The 17988-nt window shown below is 63.7% G+C and carries 17 protein-coding genes and 2 pseudogenes; 14 read left to right on the top strand and 5 right to left on the bottom strand.

Annotated features, from left to right (window positions below; translation table 11 throughout):
* Positions 1 to 243, top strand: a pseudogene (locus YY7_RS62260) (IS4 family transposase); the annotation flags it as partial.
* Between the two features lie 118 nt (positions 244 to 361).
* On the opposite strand, the gene YY7_RS54380 reads toward YY7_RS62260, so the two are convergent.
* Positions 362 to 1795 (bottom strand): TAXI family TRAP transporter solute-binding subunit, encoded by a 1434-nt coding sequence (locus YY7_RS54380; protein WP_051397169.1) that lies wholly within the window; start codon positions 1793 to 1795, stop codon positions 362 to 364.
* A gap of 133 nt (positions 1796 to 1928) precedes the next feature.
* Between YY7_RS54380 and YY7_RS0140175 the strand changes: the two genes are divergently transcribed.
* From YY7_RS0140175 to YY7_RS0140165, 3 genes are all read left to right on the top strand, one after another.
* Positions 1929 to 2984, top strand: a complete 1056-nt coding sequence (locus YY7_RS0140175; protein ID WP_028168107.1) for a glycosyltransferase family 4 protein — start codon at positions 1929 to 1931, stop codon at positions 2982 to 2984.
* Between the two features lie 126 nt (positions 2985 to 3110).
* Positions 3111 to 3803, top strand: coding sequence for a class I SAM-dependent methyltransferase (locus YY7_RS0140170; protein ID WP_028168106.1), 693 nt, complete (start codon positions 3111 to 3113; stop codon positions 3801 to 3803).
* A 241-nt stretch (positions 3804 to 4044) separates the two neighbouring features.
* Positions 4045 to 4674 carry a membrane protein gene (locus tag YY7_RS0140165; RefSeq protein WP_028168105.1) on the top strand — a complete coding sequence of 210 codons (630 nt, stop codon included), beginning with the start codon at positions 4045 to 4047 and terminating at the stop codon, positions 4672 to 4674.
* A gap of 248 nt (positions 4675 to 4922) precedes the next feature.
* Here YY7_RS0140165 and YY7_RS0140160 read toward each other — a convergent pair whose 3' ends face one another.
* Positions 4923 to 6587, bottom strand: coding sequence for an aminotransferase class III-fold pyridoxal phosphate-dependent enzyme (locus YY7_RS0140160; RefSeq protein ID WP_028168104.1), 1665 nt, complete (start codon positions 6585 to 6587; stop codon positions 4923 to 4925).
* 34 nt (positions 6588 to 6621) lie between these two features.
* On the opposite strand from YY7_RS0140160, the gene asd reads away from it, so the two are divergent.
* Positions 6622 to 7491, top strand: coding sequence for an archaetidylserine decarboxylase (gene asd / locus YY7_RS0140155; RefSeq protein WP_028168103.1), 870 nt, complete (start codon positions 6622 to 6624; stop codon positions 7489 to 7491).
* Between the two features lie 188 nt (positions 7492 to 7679).
* A complete protein-coding gene (locus tag YY7_RS57545) occupies positions 7680 to 8396 on the top strand; it encodes an NUDIX hydrolase (protein WP_028168102.1) in 717 nt (238 codons plus the stop codon).
* Positions 8397 to 8535: 139 nt separating this feature from the next.
* On the opposite strand, the gene YY7_RS54375 is transcribed toward YY7_RS57545, so the two are convergent.
* Together YY7_RS54375 and YY7_RS59120 are read right to left on the bottom strand one after the other, a co-directional pair.
* Entirely contained in the window at positions 8536 to 9813 is a 1278-nt protein-coding gene (locus YY7_RS54375) for a FecR family protein (RefSeq protein ID WP_063623434.1), read from the bottom strand.
* Positions 9814 to 10042: 229 nt separating this feature from the next.
* Positions 10043 to 10183, bottom strand: a pseudogene (locus YY7_RS59120) (DUF2147 domain-containing protein); the annotation flags it as partial.
* A gap of 239 nt (positions 10184 to 10422) precedes the next feature.
* Between YY7_RS59120 and YY7_RS0140135 the strand changes: the two are divergent.
* From YY7_RS0140135 to YY7_RS0140110, 6 genes are all read left to right on the top strand, one after another.
* On the top strand, positions 10423 to 11136 hold the full coding sequence (locus tag YY7_RS0140135) for a hypothetical protein (RefSeq protein ID WP_028168100.1): 714 nt from the start codon (positions 10423 to 10425) through the stop codon (positions 11134 to 11136).
* Positions 11137 to 11405: 269 nt separating this feature from the next.
* Positions 11406 to 12638: a branched-chain amino acid ABC transporter substrate-binding protein gene (locus YY7_RS0140130; protein ID WP_028168099.1), complete on the top strand. Its 1233-nt coding sequence runs from the start codon at positions 11406 to 11408 to the stop codon at positions 12636 to 12638.
* A 131-nt stretch (positions 12639 to 12769) separates the two neighbouring features.
* Entirely contained in the window at positions 12770 to 13717 is a 948-nt protein-coding gene (locus YY7_RS0140125) for a branched-chain amino acid ABC transporter permease (RefSeq protein ID WP_028168098.1), read from the top strand.
* A complete protein-coding gene (locus tag YY7_RS0140120; RefSeq protein ID WP_028168097.1) occupies positions 13714 to 15018 on the top strand; it encodes a branched-chain amino acid ABC transporter permease in 1305 nt (434 codons plus the stop codon). Before YY7_RS0140125 ends, YY7_RS0140120 begins: the two co-directional genes overlap by 4 nt.
* Entirely contained in the window at positions 15015 to 15764 is a 750-nt protein-coding gene (locus YY7_RS0140115; protein ID WP_028168096.1) for an ABC transporter ATP-binding protein, read from the top strand. Before YY7_RS0140120 ends, YY7_RS0140115 begins: the two co-directional genes overlap by 4 nt.
* Complete coding sequence (locus YY7_RS0140110) at positions 15764 to 16459, top strand: ABC transporter ATP-binding protein (RefSeq protein ID WP_028168095.1); 696 nt, start codon at positions 15764 to 15766, stop codon at positions 16457 to 16459. The genes YY7_RS0140115 and YY7_RS0140110 overlap by 1 nt, the downstream gene beginning before the upstream one ends.
* A gap of 14 nt (positions 16460 to 16473) precedes the next feature.
* On the opposite strand, the gene YY7_RS0140105 is transcribed toward YY7_RS0140110, so the two are convergent.
* Positions 16474 to 16806: an SMR family transporter gene (locus YY7_RS0140105; protein ID WP_028168094.1), complete on the bottom strand. Its 333-nt coding sequence runs from the start codon at positions 16804 to 16806 to the stop codon at positions 16474 to 16476.
* A 251-nt stretch (positions 16807 to 17057) separates the two neighbouring features.
* Between YY7_RS0140105 and YY7_RS0140100 the strand changes: the two genes are divergently transcribed.
* Positions 17058 to 17246: a hypothetical protein gene (locus YY7_RS0140100; RefSeq protein WP_028168093.1), complete on the top strand. Its 189-nt coding sequence runs from the start codon at positions 17058 to 17060 to the stop codon at positions 17244 to 17246.
* A 53-nt stretch (positions 17247 to 17299) separates the two neighbouring features.
* Complete coding sequence (locus YY7_RS0140095; protein ID WP_035692188.1) at positions 17300 to 17962, top strand: hypothetical protein; 663 nt, start codon at positions 17300 to 17302, stop codon at positions 17960 to 17962.
* Positions 17963 to 17988 lie beyond the last annotated feature (26 nt).

Below are 17988 nucleotides of genomic sequence, written 5' to 3'. Positions count from 1 at the left end.
CTCGGCACCAACGACAATGCTATCCGCCTGCAGGTGCTCGCTGCGATGATTGCCTACCTGTTGTTGCGCATCGCCGCGCGCGCCAACTGCGTCAAGATGCTCCCTCTCAGGCTGGCCGAACTGATCCGCCAGTTTCTGTTCACCCGTCGATCCCTGGCCGCGATCAACGAGCCGCCACCTATCAATCCCAGTAAGCCCAAATCGCGAACTTCCCCGAACCAATTGGCATTTTGCTATGGCTGATTTTCCCCGGACAGCCCTGCGCTTGCGGGGAGAGGTCGAAATTCAAGCGCAGCCCGAATTTCGGGTGAGGGGGGCCTCCGCGAATCCATTCGCCAACCGCGTTCGCGGAGAGAGCCCCTCACCCCGACCCTCTCCCCGTAAGAACGGGGAGAGGGGGAAGTGCGTCGCGCATGCGCGGCGCGTCCGGCGGAGCGATGCCGAGCATGGTGCGGCGGTCGGCGACGGCGTGGTGAAGCTGGTCGAGCGCGAGCCCGATCGCGGAAAGGTCGCCTTCCTCGATGGCGCCGTCGTCGTAGCAGTCGAGCGCCTCGCGCAGCACGCCATCGGCCTCGCTCTGCATCTTCTCGAGCGCGTCCGGCGTCTCTGCCTGCCGTGCCTTGGTGATCAATGCCAGCAGGCTGTCTCGATGATCGAGATAGCGGTCGCGCTCGTTGCGGCGCCAGGCATGCCGCAGCCAGGCGCCGACCGATCCGAGGCCCGACAGGCCCAGGATCGCGAACCAGATGTAGTCGCTGTATTTGTCCAGGAAGGTGCGCTCGGTGCCGTCGATATAGGCGGCTGCACCCGGATGTGCCGGCAGTGCTGCGTCCTTGTCGGTGTCGGGCTTCTCGATGTTCGCGGCCGCCGGCACGTCGCGCGCGAGCTGCTGGCGCACGTTGAAGAGCTGGCGCACGAAAGCGCCGATCGAGGTGTCCGAGAACGAGTGCAGCGCGATGATGAGATGATCGACGCTGACGGTCTCGACCTTGTCGTCGGGCCAGGCCGGCGAGGATGAAAAGATGCTGCCCGCGATCTCCGCCGATTCATAGAGCGGATGCTTCGCGGCGATTGCCTCGGAAACGTCGATCGGCAGGAATTTCGGCGCGCCCCGTGCGGCGGCCGTCGCGGCGATCGCGCCCGCGGTGATCTTGCTGTCGAGCGGGCCGACCGCCATGTAGGCATCGAGCGTCATATCGCGCGCCATTTCGGCGGTCTGGTTGACGGCGAATTGCGTCACCGCGACCTTGTCGGGATTGACGCCGGACTCCTTCAGGATCACGCGCAGCAGCGTGACATTGGCGTCCGTCTGCCCGATCACGCCGAGGCGATGGCCGTCGAGATCGTCGAGGCTCTTGATCTTTGGCGTCGGCGGTCGCCTCGATCCCTTCGCGCGCAGGCCGGAAGGCGCCCACAGCACCACGACATTCTTGCGCAGGATCGCGACTGCATCGGCGTTGGCGGGCAGGTTGAGGTCGGCGCGCGCCACCGCCATGTCCACCTTCGATCTGGTCAACGCCGCAATGCTTTCTGCGGCGTTCTCGGTCACGACCGTCGACAGGCGCGCCGGGCTCTGATCGCGGGCGAAGGTCTGCGCCAGCGCCTGGATCAGCTTCTGGTCGTCGCTGCCGGGAGGGGCGACCGCGATCGTCAGCGTCACGGGCCGCAGAAAATAATACAGCGTGCTGGCGGCAACGCCGAACAGGAAGAGGCCGGCCGCGAGGATCAGCAGCGAATAGTTTTTTCGCTTCCGCCGCGGGCGCTTTGGAGCCAGATCTTCGCTTGTCTCTGACATCATTCTGTCATGTTGGCCGAAAAAGCGTGAGCTGCCCGAAAAACCTTCCTTACATATCGATGACGTCATACGCCTGAAATATCAATGTCAGAACTTCTGCCCCGAAGAATCATTAACACTTCGGGTTTTCGAGATGCGGATATTAGTTGCAACCGACGCCTGGCATCCGCAGGTCAATGGCGTGGTGCGCACGCTGACGTCGCTGCAGCGTAGCGCGGCAGGCCTCGGCGCCGAGATCACTTTCCTGACACCGGAAGGGTTTCCGTCCCTGGGCGTGCCGACCTATCCGGGGCTGCGCATGGCGCTGCCGAACCGGCGCGAGATCGCACAGCGGATCGAGGAGGCCGAGCCGGAGGCGATCCATATCGCGACCGAAGGCCCGATCGGCTGGGCGGTGCGCGGCTATTGCCTGCGCCACAAGCTTGCTTTCACGACCTCCTATACGACGCGCTTTCCGGAATATGTGTCGGTCCGTACGGGGCTTCCGGCCAGCGTCGGCTACTGGATACTGCGCCGCTTCCATGCGGCTGGTGCCATGACGATGGTGGCGACCGTCTCGCTCCGCCAGGAACTGGCGGAACGCGGCTTTCGCAAGCTGGGCTTCTGGACGCGCGGCGTCGATACCGAATTGTTCAATCCCGATCATCCGGCCGAGCTCGATCTGCCGCGGCCGATCTTCATGGCCATGGGCCGCGTGGCGGTGGAGAAGAATCTCGAAGCGTTCCTGTCGCTGGATCTGCCGGGCACCAAGGTCGTGGTCGGCGACGGCCCGCAGAGAGCGGAACTCGCGCGCAAATATCCGAACGTCGTCTTCCTCGGCGAGAAGACCGGGCAGGACCTCACCTCGCATCTCGCCGCGGCTGACGTGTTCGTGTTCCCGAGTCTCACCGACACCTTCGGCGTGGTTCAGCTCGAAGCGCTGGCTTGCGGCACGCCGGTGGCGGCGTTTCCGGTCACCGGCCCGAAGGACGTGATCTCGGATCATCCGATCGGCGCGATCGATGACGATCTGCGCAGCGCGTGCCTGCGCGCGCTCACGATGTCGCGAGAGGCGTGCCGGAACTTCGCGCTGCAACGTTCCTGGGAGAACAGCGCGCGGCAATTCATCGGCAATCTCTCGGCGTTGCAGCCGAGCAGGGTGTTGCGTTCGACCCGGCGCGTCGCCGGCCGGAGTGCGGTGCAAGGTTAATTCAAGCATGATCCGGAAAAGCGGGAACCGGTTTTCCGAAGAGATCATGCTTAAACAAGAGGAGAGAGCGGGACGACGTTTCGCAGAAGAGTCACCCCCGCTCTCGAACTAGAAGGCGTATCTTCGATGGCGGACAACATCATCAAACTCGACGGAAGCAGCCAGTTGGATTTTGATCGCGAGACGGTCGAGCAGGCTTATGACCGCTGGGCTCCGGTCTACGATCTCGTGTTCGGCGGCGTGTTCAAGAAGGGCCGGGCCGCGGCGATCCAGGCGACCAACAAGATCGGCGGCCGTGTGCTCGAGGTCGGTGTCGGCACCGGCATCTCGCTGCCGCTTTACGCGCCGCATGTCCGCATCTTCGGCACCGATATTTCGGAAGCGATGCTGGACAAGGCGAAGAAGCGGGTTGCCGAACTCGGCCTGAAGAATATCGAGGGGCTCGCGGTGATGGACGCCGAGAAGCTCGAATTCCCCGACAACTCGTTCGACGTGGTGATGGCGCAATATGTCGTCACTGCCGTGCCAAATCCGGAAGCCGCGCTCGACGAATTCGCGCGCGTGCTGCGCCCGGGCGGTGAGCTCATCATCCTGACCCGCGTCAGCGCCGATGCCGGCGTGCGCCGCTTCATCGAGCAGAAGCTGCAGCCGGTCGTGCGTCCGCTCGGCTTCCGCACCGCCGAGTTCGCCTGGTCGCGCTACACCAAATGGCTTGCCGGCGCCAAGGGCGTGGAGCTGGCGGAGCGCCGCCTGATCCCGCCGCTCGGCCATTTCTCGCTGGTCCGCTTCCGCAAGGCCGAAGTCGCTAAGGCCGCCTGACTTTGCCTGACCCTCATGGTGAGGCGGCGCAACGCGCCGTCTCCGGACGAAGCTTCGCTTCGCCTGGAGAACCATGAGGCCCCGCTGGTGGCCTCATCCTTCGAGACGCGCGTTCCGCGCTCCTCAGGATGAGGCAGTCTCCCATTGCGTCGCTGCGTCGTGTCATATGTCATTATGATGATGTCACACGGCGTACATCGAATCTCTGTAAGCACGTCCCGAAATCCTCTTGGGGGAAAGAATGATCAAGAATTTTCTGCAGGAACTGCGTACCCAGCGCTGGGACGACCACCGCTATTATCATCACAGCCGGATCAATCAGAGCCTGCACTTCGTCAGCGCCCTGAGCTTCCTGTTTGCCTATGTGATGCTGTTCTTCGATCCGGCGATCTCGGCGCTGGTCGGCTGGCTGGTCTCGATGACCTCTCGCCAGGCCGGTCATTTCTTCTTCGAGCCGCGGGGCTACGACCACATCAACCAGGCCACCCATGAGCACAAGGAAGAGATCAAGGTCGGCTACAACCTGCAGCGCAAGGTCGTGCTGATGGCGATCTGGGCCCTGTCGCCGCTGGTGCTGTTCGCCGATCCGACCCTGTTCGGCCTGTTCGCGCCCTGGGAAACGGTGTTCGACTTCACCCGTCAGGTCGCCAAGATCTGGCTCGCGGTCGGCATCGGCGGTCTCCTCTTCCGCACCGTGCACCTGTTCTTCATCCGCGACATCGAGACCGGCCTGGTCTGGATGACCAAGATCATCACCGACCCCTTCCACGACCTGATGCTCTATCACAAGGCGCCGCTGGCGCTCCTGAAGGGCGAGCTGATCGATCCCGGCCTGCACCTCGCTGGCGAGCTGGAAGAGAAGCACGCCTGAGCGCCTACTGCCGATAACAAATTGACTTCGCCGTGTTCACTCGCGTCATGCCCGGGCCAGTCCCGGGCATGCTCGTCTCAGGCCCTGTCACTGGCACCGTCGTTCCGGGGCGCGCGCAGCGCGAACTACGATGTGCAATTGCACATCGGAGAATCCATCTGGCAGCAGGCGCGGACGGCGCAATGGATTCCGGGCTCGATGCTTTCGCATCGCCCCGGAATGACAAGCGAAGGGGGAGAGAAAGGCGCCTAGCGCCCGAACTTCCCGGCGACCATCTCGCGCAGGATCTGCCGCTTGATGTCCTTGTTGGTGACGCCGGGCTTCTGCCACCACCAGCCGTCGCGCTTCATCTTCTCGCCGGCGGCGACGAAGCGGTCGGCGATTTCGGTGAAATCGGCGTCGCTGGTGTTCAGGCCGAAGATCAGGCGCCCGGTGCCGACCCAGCTCAGCGCCAGCCCTTCGGCCCGCAGGTAGTACTGCAGCATCCAATTGTAGCGGGACGGCTCGGTGTAATGGACCATCCAGATCGACGAGAGATTGGAGACGCGGACCGGGAGCTCCGCTGCGGTCAGCCGGTCGTTGAGCTGCTTGGCGCGGCCGTTCCAGGTCTCGTCCAGCCCGTTATAGACGGAACGGAAATTCGGGNNGGCGAGCCGGCTCAGGAACTCGTCCATCGCCGTCATCACGTAGGGGTGCGAATTGAAGGTGCCGCGAGCGAAGCAGACGTCGGCGGGCCTGTCGTCGCGGAAGCGCCGCATCAGATCCTTGCGGCCACAGACCACGCCGACCGGCAGGCCGCCGGCGAGGCTCTTGCCGTAGGTCACCATGTCGGCGCGGACGCCGAAATATTCCTGAGCGCCGCCGGCGGCGATACGGAAGCCGACAAATACTTCGTCGAAGATCAAGACGATGCCGCGCTCGGTGCAGACCTCGCGCAGCTTCTTCAGCCATTCGGTATAGGCGTCGCGGTCGTACCTGCCGCTGCGGGAACTGTCGACCAGGGCGGAATCGCCGGGCGCGTTGGAATTCGGATGCAGCGCCTGCAGCGGATTGACCAGGACGCAGGCGATGTCGCGCCGCGTGCGGAGCACATGCAGGGCCTTTTCCGACATGTCGGCGAGCGTATAGGTCTCGTGCGGCGAGACCGGGTTGCCGACGCCGGGCTGCACGTCGCCCCACCAGCCGTGATAGGCGCCGGCGAAGCGGACAAGATGCGTGCGGCGGGTGTGGTAGCGCGCCAACCGCACCGCCTGCATCACGGCTTCCGTTCCGGACATGTGGAACGAGACTTCGTCGAGGCCCGAGATCGCGCAGAGCCGTTTGACGTTGTCGAGGATAACAGGGTGGTAGGGGCCGAGCACCGGCCCGAGCGCGTGGGCGCGCTTCTCACCCTCGGCGATGCACTCCTTGTAGAAGTCATTGCCGAAGATGTTGACGCCGTAGGAGCCGGTGAGATCGTAGAACACGTTGCCGTCGACATCGGTAACGGTGACGCCCGAGGACGATTGCATGAAGGAGCTGGTGCTCAGATGCTCGCGCACCAGCCGGCTGAACTGGAACGGCACGCGGTAGCTCTCGGTGAACTGCAGGTCGGAGATGTGCTGCGCGGCCTCCGCCGTCATCTGCCGGCCCTTGGCATAGCGCTGGGCGTAGAGGCCGGCGAGGCGGAAGAAGCCGTCCTGCCGCTGCATCGCGATCTCGCGCGGCGCGCCATCGACCGCGAAGAATTTGTCGATGTCGAATTCGTAATGAGGCACCAGCCGCGCGACCATCTTGGACATCTTGGAATGTCCGGTCAGCGAGCGATGCTTGGCGCGCGACAGCGCCAGGCGGGCCTGAATTTTGGGGAAAGCTGCAGCGGCGCCGGCAATCGCGGCGGCGGACAGCGAGAGAATCGGAAGGGATGTTTCCATGCCAGAAGCGCTAACGTCGGCAGCTAACAGATTCATGACAGTCAGAGGCCTGATTTCGTCGATAACCCAGCAGGAGGACCTGAATTTCCTGCTGACCAACCGCATCCCCCGGGCGGCCGTGACCCGTTTCATGGGCTGGTTCTCCAAGATCGAGAACCCGGTGGTGCGTGACCTCTCGATCGCCTGCTGGCGGCTGTTCTCCGACCTCGACCTGTCGGAGGCCAAGAAGACCGAATTCAAGAGCCTGCACGACTGTTTCACGCGGGAGTTGCGGCCCGGGCTGCGGCCGTTCGATCCCGACCCCGCGGTCATCGCCAGCCCGTCGGACGCCATCATCGGCGCCCATGGCCGGATCGAGGACTCCAAACTATTTCAGATCAAGGGCGCGCCCTATGCGCTTCTCGACCTTCTCGGCGATCCCGCTCTGGTCGAGCAGCACCGCAACGGCCGCTTCATCACCTTGCGGCTGACCTCGAGCATGTATCACCGGTTCCATGCGCCCGCGGACTGCCGGATCGAGAAGGTCACCTTCATCCATGGCGACGTCTGGAACGTCAATCCGATCGCGCTGAAGCGGGTCGAGCGTCTGTTCTGCAAGAACGAGCGCGCGGTGCTTGAGGCCCGCCTCTCCACCGGCGAGCCGCTGACCCTGGTGCCGGTCGCCGCGATCCTGGTCGCGAGCATCCGCCTGCATTTCCTGGATCGCACGCTGAATGCGCAGACCAAGGGCCCGGTCACGTTCCCGTGCGACGCCAGTGCGCACAAGGGCGACGAGCTCGGCTGGTTCGAGCACGGCTCCACCATCATCTTGCTCGCCCCCGATCATTTCAAATTTTGCGATAACGTTACCGACGGCGCCCGCATCCGCGCCGGCGAGCCGCTGCTACGAAAGCCTTCGGCGTAGAGCCGCGGCACTCACTCTCTCCCGTCGTTGCGAGCGAAGCGAAGCAATCCACGCCGCCACTTGCGGAAACGTGGATTGCTTCGTCGCTGTCGCTCCTCGCAATGACGGAGAATCCAATCTCGATTTTGCTGCTGGAAGCTCCTATATGCTCCCGACACGATTCGGCATTCGGCAATTCGGGAGCAAGGATGGCACGGGCGCCTGTTCTGGCGGCGGGAGGCATTGTGCTGCGGCGGCAAGCGACGCCGCTGATCGCGGTCGTGCGCCTGCGCAAGCGGAACGAATGGGTGCTGCCCAAAGGCAAGCTCGACGACGGCGAGACGCCGCGCGCGGCCGCCGAGCGCGAGGTGCTGGAAGAGACCGGGCATGAGGTGTCCGTGCACGAATTCCTGGGCACGCTGGTCTACGATTCCGGCGGTCGCTACAAGGTCGTGCATTACTGGCGCATGGAAGCGGGCGACGAGCAGGCTTACGAATTGATGTATGACATCAAGGCGGTCGACTGGCTGCCGCTCGACGAAGCTCTCGAGCGGCTGTCGCGCGATCATGAGCGTGCGTTCCTCGAGAATGTCGGTCCGATCGCGCTGCAGGCCGCGGCCCTCAGCGAAGCCACGCGACGCAAGGCGGCCAAGCCGGCAACGCGGCGGCCCCGTCGCACAGTCACGCCGCCTTCGGTCAGCGAACCGACAACTGTGCCCGAGCCCGCGCAGCTCGATGCGCCCATCGCGCAGGAGGAGCCGCTCTCTGCCACCGAGGCGGTGGAGCCCGCGATGTCGGCTCCTGCGCCGGAGGCCGAGCTCGAGCCGTCGTTTGCGTCTGACATCGAGCCTGTTGTCATCGATGCCCACCGTCCGCGCAGGAATTTCATCGAGCGCGTCAGGGACTGGCTCCGCCGCGCAGCCTGAGCGCGCCAAAACTCTCTCCACACGAACTGCGCCGGAGCCCGGGTGGAGCGTCAGCGTAACCCGGGACCGCTCGTAAACGTTGCCGCAGATGTCCCAGGTTACGCGTTCGCTGCACCCGGGCTGAGTTCCGAGCGGAATTTCAATCGCCGCGCCGTTCTCTCCTGCCGTCTCTCAATGGAAATTGCCGTCGTGGTTGCACCGTGGGGCGGTTCAGCAATCCGGGGCGTTGCACGCCGGGTGCTCCCTGCCTGAATCCGCCGCGCTGCGGTTGTCCTTGGCGGATCGATGGCGGTTGACCAACGCGCTGCGGCGCGCGTGGCTGTCCATCCTGCTGCGGAGCTCCTTGCTGTCCGCTACGCGGCAAGGTGGCGCCGCCGGGCTGACCGGGCAGTACGTGCTGGTCGCCGCGCGACGGCCGCGCCTGCTGCGGCGAGCCCGGTCGCTGCTGCAAGCCCTGCCGGCCGGGCCCGCCGGGTTGCTGCCGGCCTGGCAACATGTTCTGCCGCTGCGGACCCGGCCGGAACGGCTGGCCGCGGTTCGGATAGGGCGCGCCGGGATTGGCGCGGCGGAACGCGCGCTGCTCGTTGACGAGCTGCCGCCCGAAATTCTGCGTGGTGTAGAGCTGGCGGACGAAGCCACGGTCGCGCTGGATCTGCAGCGCCGACATCGTCAGCGGCACCGCGGCGAAACGCGCACCACCAACTCCGTCGGGCCGGATCGTGAAACCGCTGGCGCCGCGCGTCAGCGTGCCGAGTTGTGCACCGCCGCGGTCATTGATCTCGATCCGGCCAACGCGGCCGTCGGCGTCCGGATAGAGTTTGATGGCAACGTTGTTGGACGTCGCGGTCGCGCCCTCGGGCACCTCGACCAGGCCGGTGGTGCCGCGAATGCCGAGCGTCGCGGTCGGCGTCGATATCCGCATGTCGCCGGTCTTGGCGACGCCAGCGGCAACGAAGGCGAGCGTGCCCTTGGCGACGTCGAATATCCCGGCATTCTGCTTGCCGCCTTCGTCATAGACATAGCGGTCGATCGTGATCCTGGCGCTCGCCGACAGCTTGAACGTCGTGGCATCGTTGAAGGTGATGCCGAGCGTCGACTTCGCCCGTGTCTCCACGACGTCGCCGGCAAAGATGTCGTCCCTGATCTGCAGCGCGGTCGTCGCGTTGTTGCGCGTGACACTGGCGCTGCCGGCGAGATCGGCGACATTGCCGATCGGCTCGGCGGCGGGTTGCTGCGCATCTGCCGCCGGCGCTGCGGGAGTCGGAGTGGCCTGTGCGGCAGGAGTCTGTGACGGAGCCGGCAAAGGCTGCGCCTGCGCGAACTGCATCGAGTCGGCCGCGGTTGGCGAATTGGGCGCGCCGCTCAACAACAATCCGATCGCAAGCAGAAGCGCGAATGAGAGACGGCGCTGCGCCACAAGAGATTCCCGGTGAGGCCACGACAGGCGAGGGCGGCAATATCAGCCGCGCCGGGCTGAACGTCGGATGAATAGGTGCGCCCTGTCTCAGCCCTGATTCCGGGGCGCGACGAAGTCGCGAGCTATAACGTGCAATTGCACATCAGAGAATCCATTGGACCACGGGCGCGAGCGGAGAAATGGATTCCGGGTTCGTCTTTCGGACGCCCCGGAATGACCCCGCGCCTCGTCAGCTCACGTGCTTCCAGGTCTGGCCGCCGCAGAACATGCCGCCGAAGGCGCAGCCCTGGACGCGCAGCGCATTTGCACCCTTCATCGCGATCGTCGAGTCGTAGTTGCGGCCGCTGTGGGGATCATGGATGCGGCCGGCGGCCATGCGCATCCACCCTGCGTTACCTCTCACCGGGCTCTCGCCAGCCGCAAGCGCGACCGCTGCCGCGGATTTCATTACCGACAATTCATGTTCGGCGTGCCTCACGCATGGCAGGCCTCACGCCTCCCCATCTTCCGTCCGGTTCCTCGTGTGGCAGTATGCCGCGGATTTCCGGAGCAGCGCAGCCTCGTCGCGCGCCGAACCAGCGACAGCGCACATAACGATAACCAAGAAAAGTGCCCGATACCGATCTCTCCCAGACACTGACCTTCCGCTGCCCCGCGGAATTGGAGGGGGTGCTGCCACCGCCGATCCGAGCCGCGCTCGGGCTGCCCGACTGGCTGAAGACGATGCCGGCACAGGCCTTCAACGCGCTCAACCTGCGCGAAGAGAACACCGTCAAGCGCTGTCCGCCCTTTGTCGATGCCATGACCTCAGGCTTCCTGATCCCGCTGATGTGCGATGTCAGATTCGAGAACGGCGAGATCACCTGGGACAACGAGCTGCCACCGGGCGGCTCAGTCAGCTTCGTGCGGTCGCCGATCGGATTTCATGATGCGAGCCAGGTGATTGGCTCGCCCTTGTTCGAGGCCGATCGCTTCCTGATCAAATTCCACAATCTCTGGACGATCGAAGCGCCGGAAGGCTATGCGGTGCTCTTTACGCATCCGTTCAATCGCCCCGACCTGCCGTTCACCACGCTGACGGGCCTCGTCGATTGCGATCGCTATCACGACAACTGGATTCACTTTCCCGCTTACTGGCACGACGTGAATTTCTGCGGCGTGCTGCCGAAGGGCACGCCGATCGCGCAATGCATTCCGGTGAGGCGCGAGAACTGGACGGCGCGCACCGTGGCGTTCACATCAGAAGAGACGCAGCGGGCGCACGACCTCACCACCCGCATCGATCGCGAACCCGGCCTCTACCGACGCCAGTTTCGCGCGTGAGCCAGGCTGGGGGCACGCGCCTGAACCGCTGCCGCTGACGTCATCCACTCGGGATGGGCGGCGCTCGCACCTCGCGATTGCGAGGTCACGGCACGCGAACTACCGATAGAGCTACGCCATTTAGATCCCGCGCGAGCCATTCTGCCCGCGGTAGCGGAATCCGCCCGACGTCGGGCTTGTCAACGCAGGATCATTCTGCTCAGTATGACCGAAATTGTGCTGCGCAACAGGCGCTAGCGCTAGAGTAGACGCAAGCGAGGAAACAAAAAATGCTCAAAATAACGAGGGTCATTGCCCTGGCCCTGCCGATGCTCGGTGGTGCCGCCTACGCGCAGGAGACCATCAAGATCGGCTACATCGATCCTCTCTCCGGAGGCGGCGCCAGTGTCGGCGAAGGCGGGTTGAAGACGTTCCAATATCTGGCCGATGAGCTGAACGCCAAGGGCGGTATTCTCGGCCACAAGGTCGAGATCATACCGCTCGACAACAAGACCAATCCGCAGGAAAGCCTCATCCAGGCCCAGAAGGCCATCGATGCAGGCGCCCACTACATCACCCAAGGCAACGGCTCCTCGGTCGGCGCGGCGCTGGCGGACTTCGTGACCAAGCACAACACGCGCAACCCCGGCAAGGAAGTGCTCTACTTCAACTATGCCGCGGTCGATCCGAGCATGACCAACGAGAAGTGCAGCTTCTGGCACTTCCGCTGGGATGCCAACTCGGACGTCAAGATGGAAGCACTGACCAACTACATGAAGGGCAATGCGGCCATCAAGAAAGTCTACCTGATCAACCAGGACTATTCGTTCGGCCAGTCGGTACGGACCCAGGCCCGCAAGATGCTGGGAGAGAAGCGGCCCGACATCCAGGTCGTCGGCGACGAGCTGCACCCGCTGCTCAAGGTCACCGACTTCTCGCCCTATGTCGCCAAGATCAAGGCCTCGGGCGCCGATAGCGTGGTGACCGGCAATTGGGGACAGGACTTCGCGCTGCTGCTCAAGGCGGCCGCCGATGCCGGGCTCAAGGTCAACTGGTACACCTATTATGCCGGCGGCGCCGGTGGCCCGACTGCGATCAAGCAGACCGGTCTCGACCATCAGGTATTCCAGATCAGCGAAGGCATCCCGAACTCCGACAACCCGGCAGCGATGGAATTCGAGAAGGCGTTCCGCGCCAAGGTCGGCCTGTCGCTCTGGTATCCGCGCGCGGTGAACGAGATGCGCATGTTCAAGGCCGCCGCCGAGAAAGCCAACTCGATCGATCCGGTGAAGGTCGCCGCCGCGCTCGAGGACCTGAAGTTCGATGTTCTCGATGGCGGCAGTGGCGTGATGCGCAAGGACGACCATCAGTTCTTCCAGCCGATCTACATCTCTTCGTTCGGCACCCGCAGCGAGAAGGAGCCGTTCGACGAGGAGAACACCGGCTGGGGCTGGCGGCTGGCGGCAAAGATCGACACGCCACAGACCATGCTGCCGACCACCTGCAAGATGACGCGGCCGTGATAGGCGCATCCGTCCCGTTCCGATATCGGAGCGGGACGGACGTTTGCGCCGCTGGCTGTTTGCCGGAGTGAATGGGGGCCTTCGAGGCTCTGCCCAGCGATCACGCTGGGGCGGATGCTAATGGATGAACCGTGCTTGAGCTGATCGTGATTTCCACGCTCAATGGCGTCCTGTTCGGGATGCTGTTGTTCCTGTTGTCCAGCGGCCTGACCGTGATCTTCAGCATGATGGGCGTGCTCAATTTCGCCCACGCCAGTTTCTACATGCTAGGCGCGTTCTTCGGCTATCAGCTCACGAAGTGGATCGGGTTCTGGCCTGCGCTGGTGCTGGCGCCGTTACTGGTGGGTGCGGTCGGCATGGCAGTCGAGCGTTACGGACTGCGCAACACCCACAAGCACGGACATGTCGCCGAATTGCTTTTGACGTTCGGGCTCGCTTTCGCCATCGAGGAAATCGTCTCGATGATCTGGGGCAAGAGTCCGGTGGACTATCGGGTGCCGGCGGCGCTCGACTTTCCGGCCTTCACGATTTTCTCCACCAACTATCCCGCCTACAAGATTTTCATGCTGGCGATTTCGGTGCTGATCTTCGTCGCGCTGTTGATCGCGCTCAAGCGCACCCGGGTCGGCCTCATCGTGCAGGCGGCACTGACCCATCCCCACATGGTCGGGCATCTCGGCCATAATGTCGGGCAGGTGTTCATGCTGGTGTTCGGCGTCGGCAGCGCGCTTGCCGGTCTCGCCGGCGTCATCGCCGGTCCGGCGCTGGTGACGCAATCCGATATGGCCGCTCTTCTTGGCCCCATCCTGTTCGTCGTGATCGTCTTCGGCGGGCTCGGTTCGCTACCGGGCGCATTCATCGCCTCGCTCTTCATCGGATTGGTGCAGACCTTTGCGGTGGCGCTGAACGGCTCGCTCGCCAGCACGTTCGGGCCGCTGGATCCAAGCATCGGGCCTTCGGTCCTCACCGATATCTGGAATGTCACCATCGCCCAGATCGCGCCGGTTCTGCCCTATGTGCTGCTGGTGGTCATCCTGATCGTCCGTCCCATGGGTCTTCTCGGGACGCGCGAAACATGACCAGTACCGCCGCCTCCGCATCTGACATCGCCGCGAAATCATCCGGCCAAAACCTGCGCTTCTACGGCCTGTGGGTGATCGCCGCGATTGCGCTCGTCGTATTGCCCTTGATCTTCTCGTCAGGCGGCTCGCTCACTTCCTTCAGCCTGATCGGCATCGCGATCATCTTCGCGCTGTCCTACAACATCCTCCTCGGCGAGACCGGACTGCTGTCGTTCGGCCATGCGGTTTATTATGGCCTCGGCGGCTTTGCTGCCGTCCACGTCATGAACGCCGTCGCAGCGCGCGGCTGGCCGATCCCGCTCCCGCTGATTCCGCTGGTCGGCGGCATCGGCGGCCTCGTCTTCGCGCTCCTGATCGGCTGGGTGATGACCCGCCGCGCCGGCACGGTGTTCGCGATGATCTCGCTCGGCATCGGCGAACTGGTCGGATCCTCCTCGCTGATCCTGCGCAGCGTGTTCGGCGGTGAATCCGGGATCAGCACCGATCGCACGGCGCTGCCGCACATCTTCGGCTGGACCTTCGGCCCGCAAATCCAGGTCTATTATCTGATCGCATTCTGGGTGCTGGTCTCGGCGATGGCGATGTACGCGCTCACCCGCACGCCGCTGGGGCGCATCTGCAACGCGGTCCGCGACAATCCCGGGCGGGTCGAGTTCATCGGTTACGATCCTCACGTCGTCCGCTATCTCGCCTACAGCTTTGCCGGCTTCTTTGCCGGCATCGCCGGTGGTCTTGCCGCCATCAATTTCGAGATCGCGAACTCCGCCTATCTCGGCGCGGTGCAGTCCGGCATGGTGCTGTTCGCGACCTTCATCGGCGGCGCTTCCTATTTCTTCGGTCCGATCCTGGGCGCCATCCTCGTGACCTATCTGCAACTCGGGCTGACCAGCCTGACCAGCGTGTGGCAGCTTTATTTCGGTATCATCTTCATCGGCATCGTGATGTTCGCCCCGGGCGGCATCGCCGGCCTCCTGATGATGCACCGGCCGCTGATCCGCGCGGGGACCCTCGGCATGGTGATCCCGTCCTATCTGGTCGCGGCGCTGCCGACGCTGGCACTGGCCTGCGGCGTGATCCTGTCGATCGAGACCGTGGCGCGTTACACGGTCACCGGCGGCGAAGGCAACATCGTCAAGCTGCTCGGCATTCCCTTCAACACCACTGCGCCTGCGACCTGGGGCATAGCGGCCGTCCTCGTCGTCGGCGGCTTCATCGTCGCCCGCATCACCTGGCGGCGCATCGCCGAGGCCTGGGACCGTGCCGCCAGCATCGCCCGTGACCGGGGGTATCTCGCGTGACGCCAGCCATCGAAGTTCGTGCCGTCGAAAAGCACTTCGGCAATGTGAGCATCATCAAGGACCTCAATCTGAGCGTCGCGCAGGGGGAGCGCCACGCCATCATCGGTCCGAACGGCGCCGGCAAGTCCACGACATTCAACCTGATCAGCGGCTATCTCAGCCCGAGTTCGGGTGAGATCCGGCTGAATGGCAATGTGATTTCAGGATTGCGGCCGTTCGAGATCAATCGGCGCGGCCTGTCGCGTTCGTTCCAGGTGACCAACGTATTCGCCCGCATGACGGTGTGGGAGAATGTCCGCTGCGCCGTGCTCTGGGCCACGGGCCATCGTTACGCATTCTGGAAGAATGTGGACGACCTGCCGGAGGTGCGGCGACGCACCGCCGAGATCCTGGAAGACATTCACTTAAGCCACCGCCGCGACGTCCCGGCGGGACTTCTCACCTACGCCGAACAGCGCGAACTCGAGATCGGCATCACCATCGCGGGCGGCGCCAATGTCATCATGCTGGACGAGCCGACCGCGGGCATGAGCCACGCGGAAACCGAACGCGCCGTCGCCTTGATCCGCCGCCTCACCGAGGGGCGTACGCTCGTGATCGTCGAGCACGACATGAGCGTGGTGTTCGGCCTTGCCGACCGCATCTCGGTCCTGGTCTACGGCCATATCATCGCCTCCGGCACGCCCGAGGAGATCCGGGCCAACCCGAAGGTCAAGGAAGCCTATCTCGGCGAAGAGGCGCATTGATGCTCGAGGTCAGGGATCTGCACGCCTATTACGGCAAGAGCCATATCCTGCAGGGTGTCGATCTCGACATCGCAGCCGGGGAGGTGGTGAGCCTGCTTGGCCGCAACGGCGTCGGCCGTTCCACCACTGTCAAGGCGATCATGGGCGAGGTGGCGCCGCAGGGGACCATCCGCTTCAAGGGCCAGGACATTGCCGGGCTGCCGAGCCACAAGATCGCGCGCTTAGGCCTCGGCTATGTGCCGGAACATCGCGACATCTTCCCCGGGCTGACAGTCCGCCAGAATCTCCTGCTCGGCATCAAGAACACGCGTCGGCCCGGCAAATGGCGACTGCAGGACATGCTCGACATGTTCCCCAACCTCGCGGCGCGCGCCGATACGCCCGCCGGTGTGCTGTCCGGCGGCGAGAAGCAGATGCTGACGACCTGCCGGACGCTGATGGGAGACCCAGAGCTCATCATGATCGATGAGCCGACCGAAGGACTGGCCCCGCTGATCGTGCAGCAGGTCGGTGACCTGATCGCGCATATCGCTAAGGCGGGCGTTGCCATCCTGCTGGTCGAGCAGAAGCTGTCCATCGCGCTCAGGATTTCGCACCGGGTCTACATCATGGGCCATGGCCGGATCGTGTTCGAAGGCACGCCGGACGAGCTCAGGGCCAACGAAGCCGTCCGCAAGGAATGGCTTGAGGTGTAGTAGCTCCCGGCCGGTCAGTGGACGGATGTCTTCGACAGAAGGTTCAGAACCAGGACGCCGGCCACGATCAGGCCCATCCCGACAAAACCCGCAAAATCGGGGCGCTGTCCATAGATCGCCCACGCAATGAGCGCGACCAATACGATACCGCCGCCCGCCCAAACAGCGTAGGCGATGCCGAGCGGTATGCGATCAAGGGTTTTGGCGAGTAACACGAAGGCCACAGCGTAGCCAATTACCACCAACAGAGAAGGGCCCAGCCTGGTGAATCCCGCGGAGGCTTTCATCGCGCTCGTTGCGACAACCTCGACAACAATAGCGAGCGCGAGGACCGCGTAGGGGGGCATTCCAAACCTCCATTCATCCGGAGGCGCCCAATGATCAGAAATCCCTCCAATCGTCACGTTCACTGTTGCGTGAGTGCCGCTGCTGCGTCTTGCCCGCGCCAGGATGGCATCCGGGGTGTGTCCTATGTGCCGCACTGTGAAGCTATTCCTCAAACCGGTCCGATCTGCCGCACTGCCGTCGCATTCCGTCGTGCATGGTCGGGAGGAGCGCAGGTTACCGCCTGGTTCGTTCTAAGTTGGGGAGAAGTACCGTGAAGAAGATTATGATTGCAGTGGGCGCGACCTTCGCCCTGGTGACCGCCGCCAGCGCGGCCGACCTTCCGCGCCGTGAGCCCGTGCCCGCCTATCCGGCGGCTCCGATCGGCAAGATGCCGATTGGCAAGACCCCGGTCGGGAAGACCCCCGTCGGCAAGACGCCTATCGTCGCGCCGCGCTACTGATTCGGCTCTCGTTGAATCCTGAGCTTTATCGTCGACGGTTAAGGGGGCAAAGCGTGGTAAACAGCCTGACGAGATCAGGACGATGCTTACTTGCGGGACTAGCTCTCGCTGTTTTGCTCCCAACCACAATCCAATCGGCTTCTGCTCAGGAGGAAGCCTACAAGCGCACCGCCAACGCGAATGCGCTTGTTTCCAATGACGCGGTCACAGAATCGCAACCGGCGCCGCGGTCGACACGTAAGTCGGCGTCGAGATCCGAAAAGGGTCCATACTACGTTGATTTCAGGGCCCGAACGGCGGCGAGCTGGGGGCACGCTTTCGTCTGGTATGGAAAGACGAGCGAGCGGGCGGTCGAGGTTGCGGGCCTGACCCCTGCGGGAGAGACCTTTGCCTATGTCCTCGGTCATTTGACCTTGGTGCCAGCAGAGACCGGGGCAAGCTATGGCGATCTTGATCCGGACTATCTGACCGCGAATTACCGGGTTTACCTGAATGAGGCGGACGCACAACGCGTGTTCGCATACATCAAGAAATTGCAGGCCAATTCACCGGTCTGGAACGCTGAAACATTCAATTGCACCGGGTTTATCGGTGAAATCGCCAGTTTCATGGGATTGAAAGTTCCTCACCGCTGGCAGCGTCCTGAGGAGTACGTCAACAATCTCAAGGCGATGAATGGCGGGCGCCAGATCGTCCGTCTGGCGCCAGAAGAATAGCACGCGCTCGCCGTTGGTCTCAGCTT

Source organism: Bradyrhizobium elkanii WSM2783, assembly GCF_000472865.1.
Lineage (GTDB): Bacteria > Pseudomonadota > Alphaproteobacteria > Rhizobiales > Xanthobacteraceae > Bradyrhizobium > Bradyrhizobium elkanii_A.
Note: the sequence above shows the minus strand (reverse complement) of the source record. Positions and strands in the feature narration are given on the sequence as shown.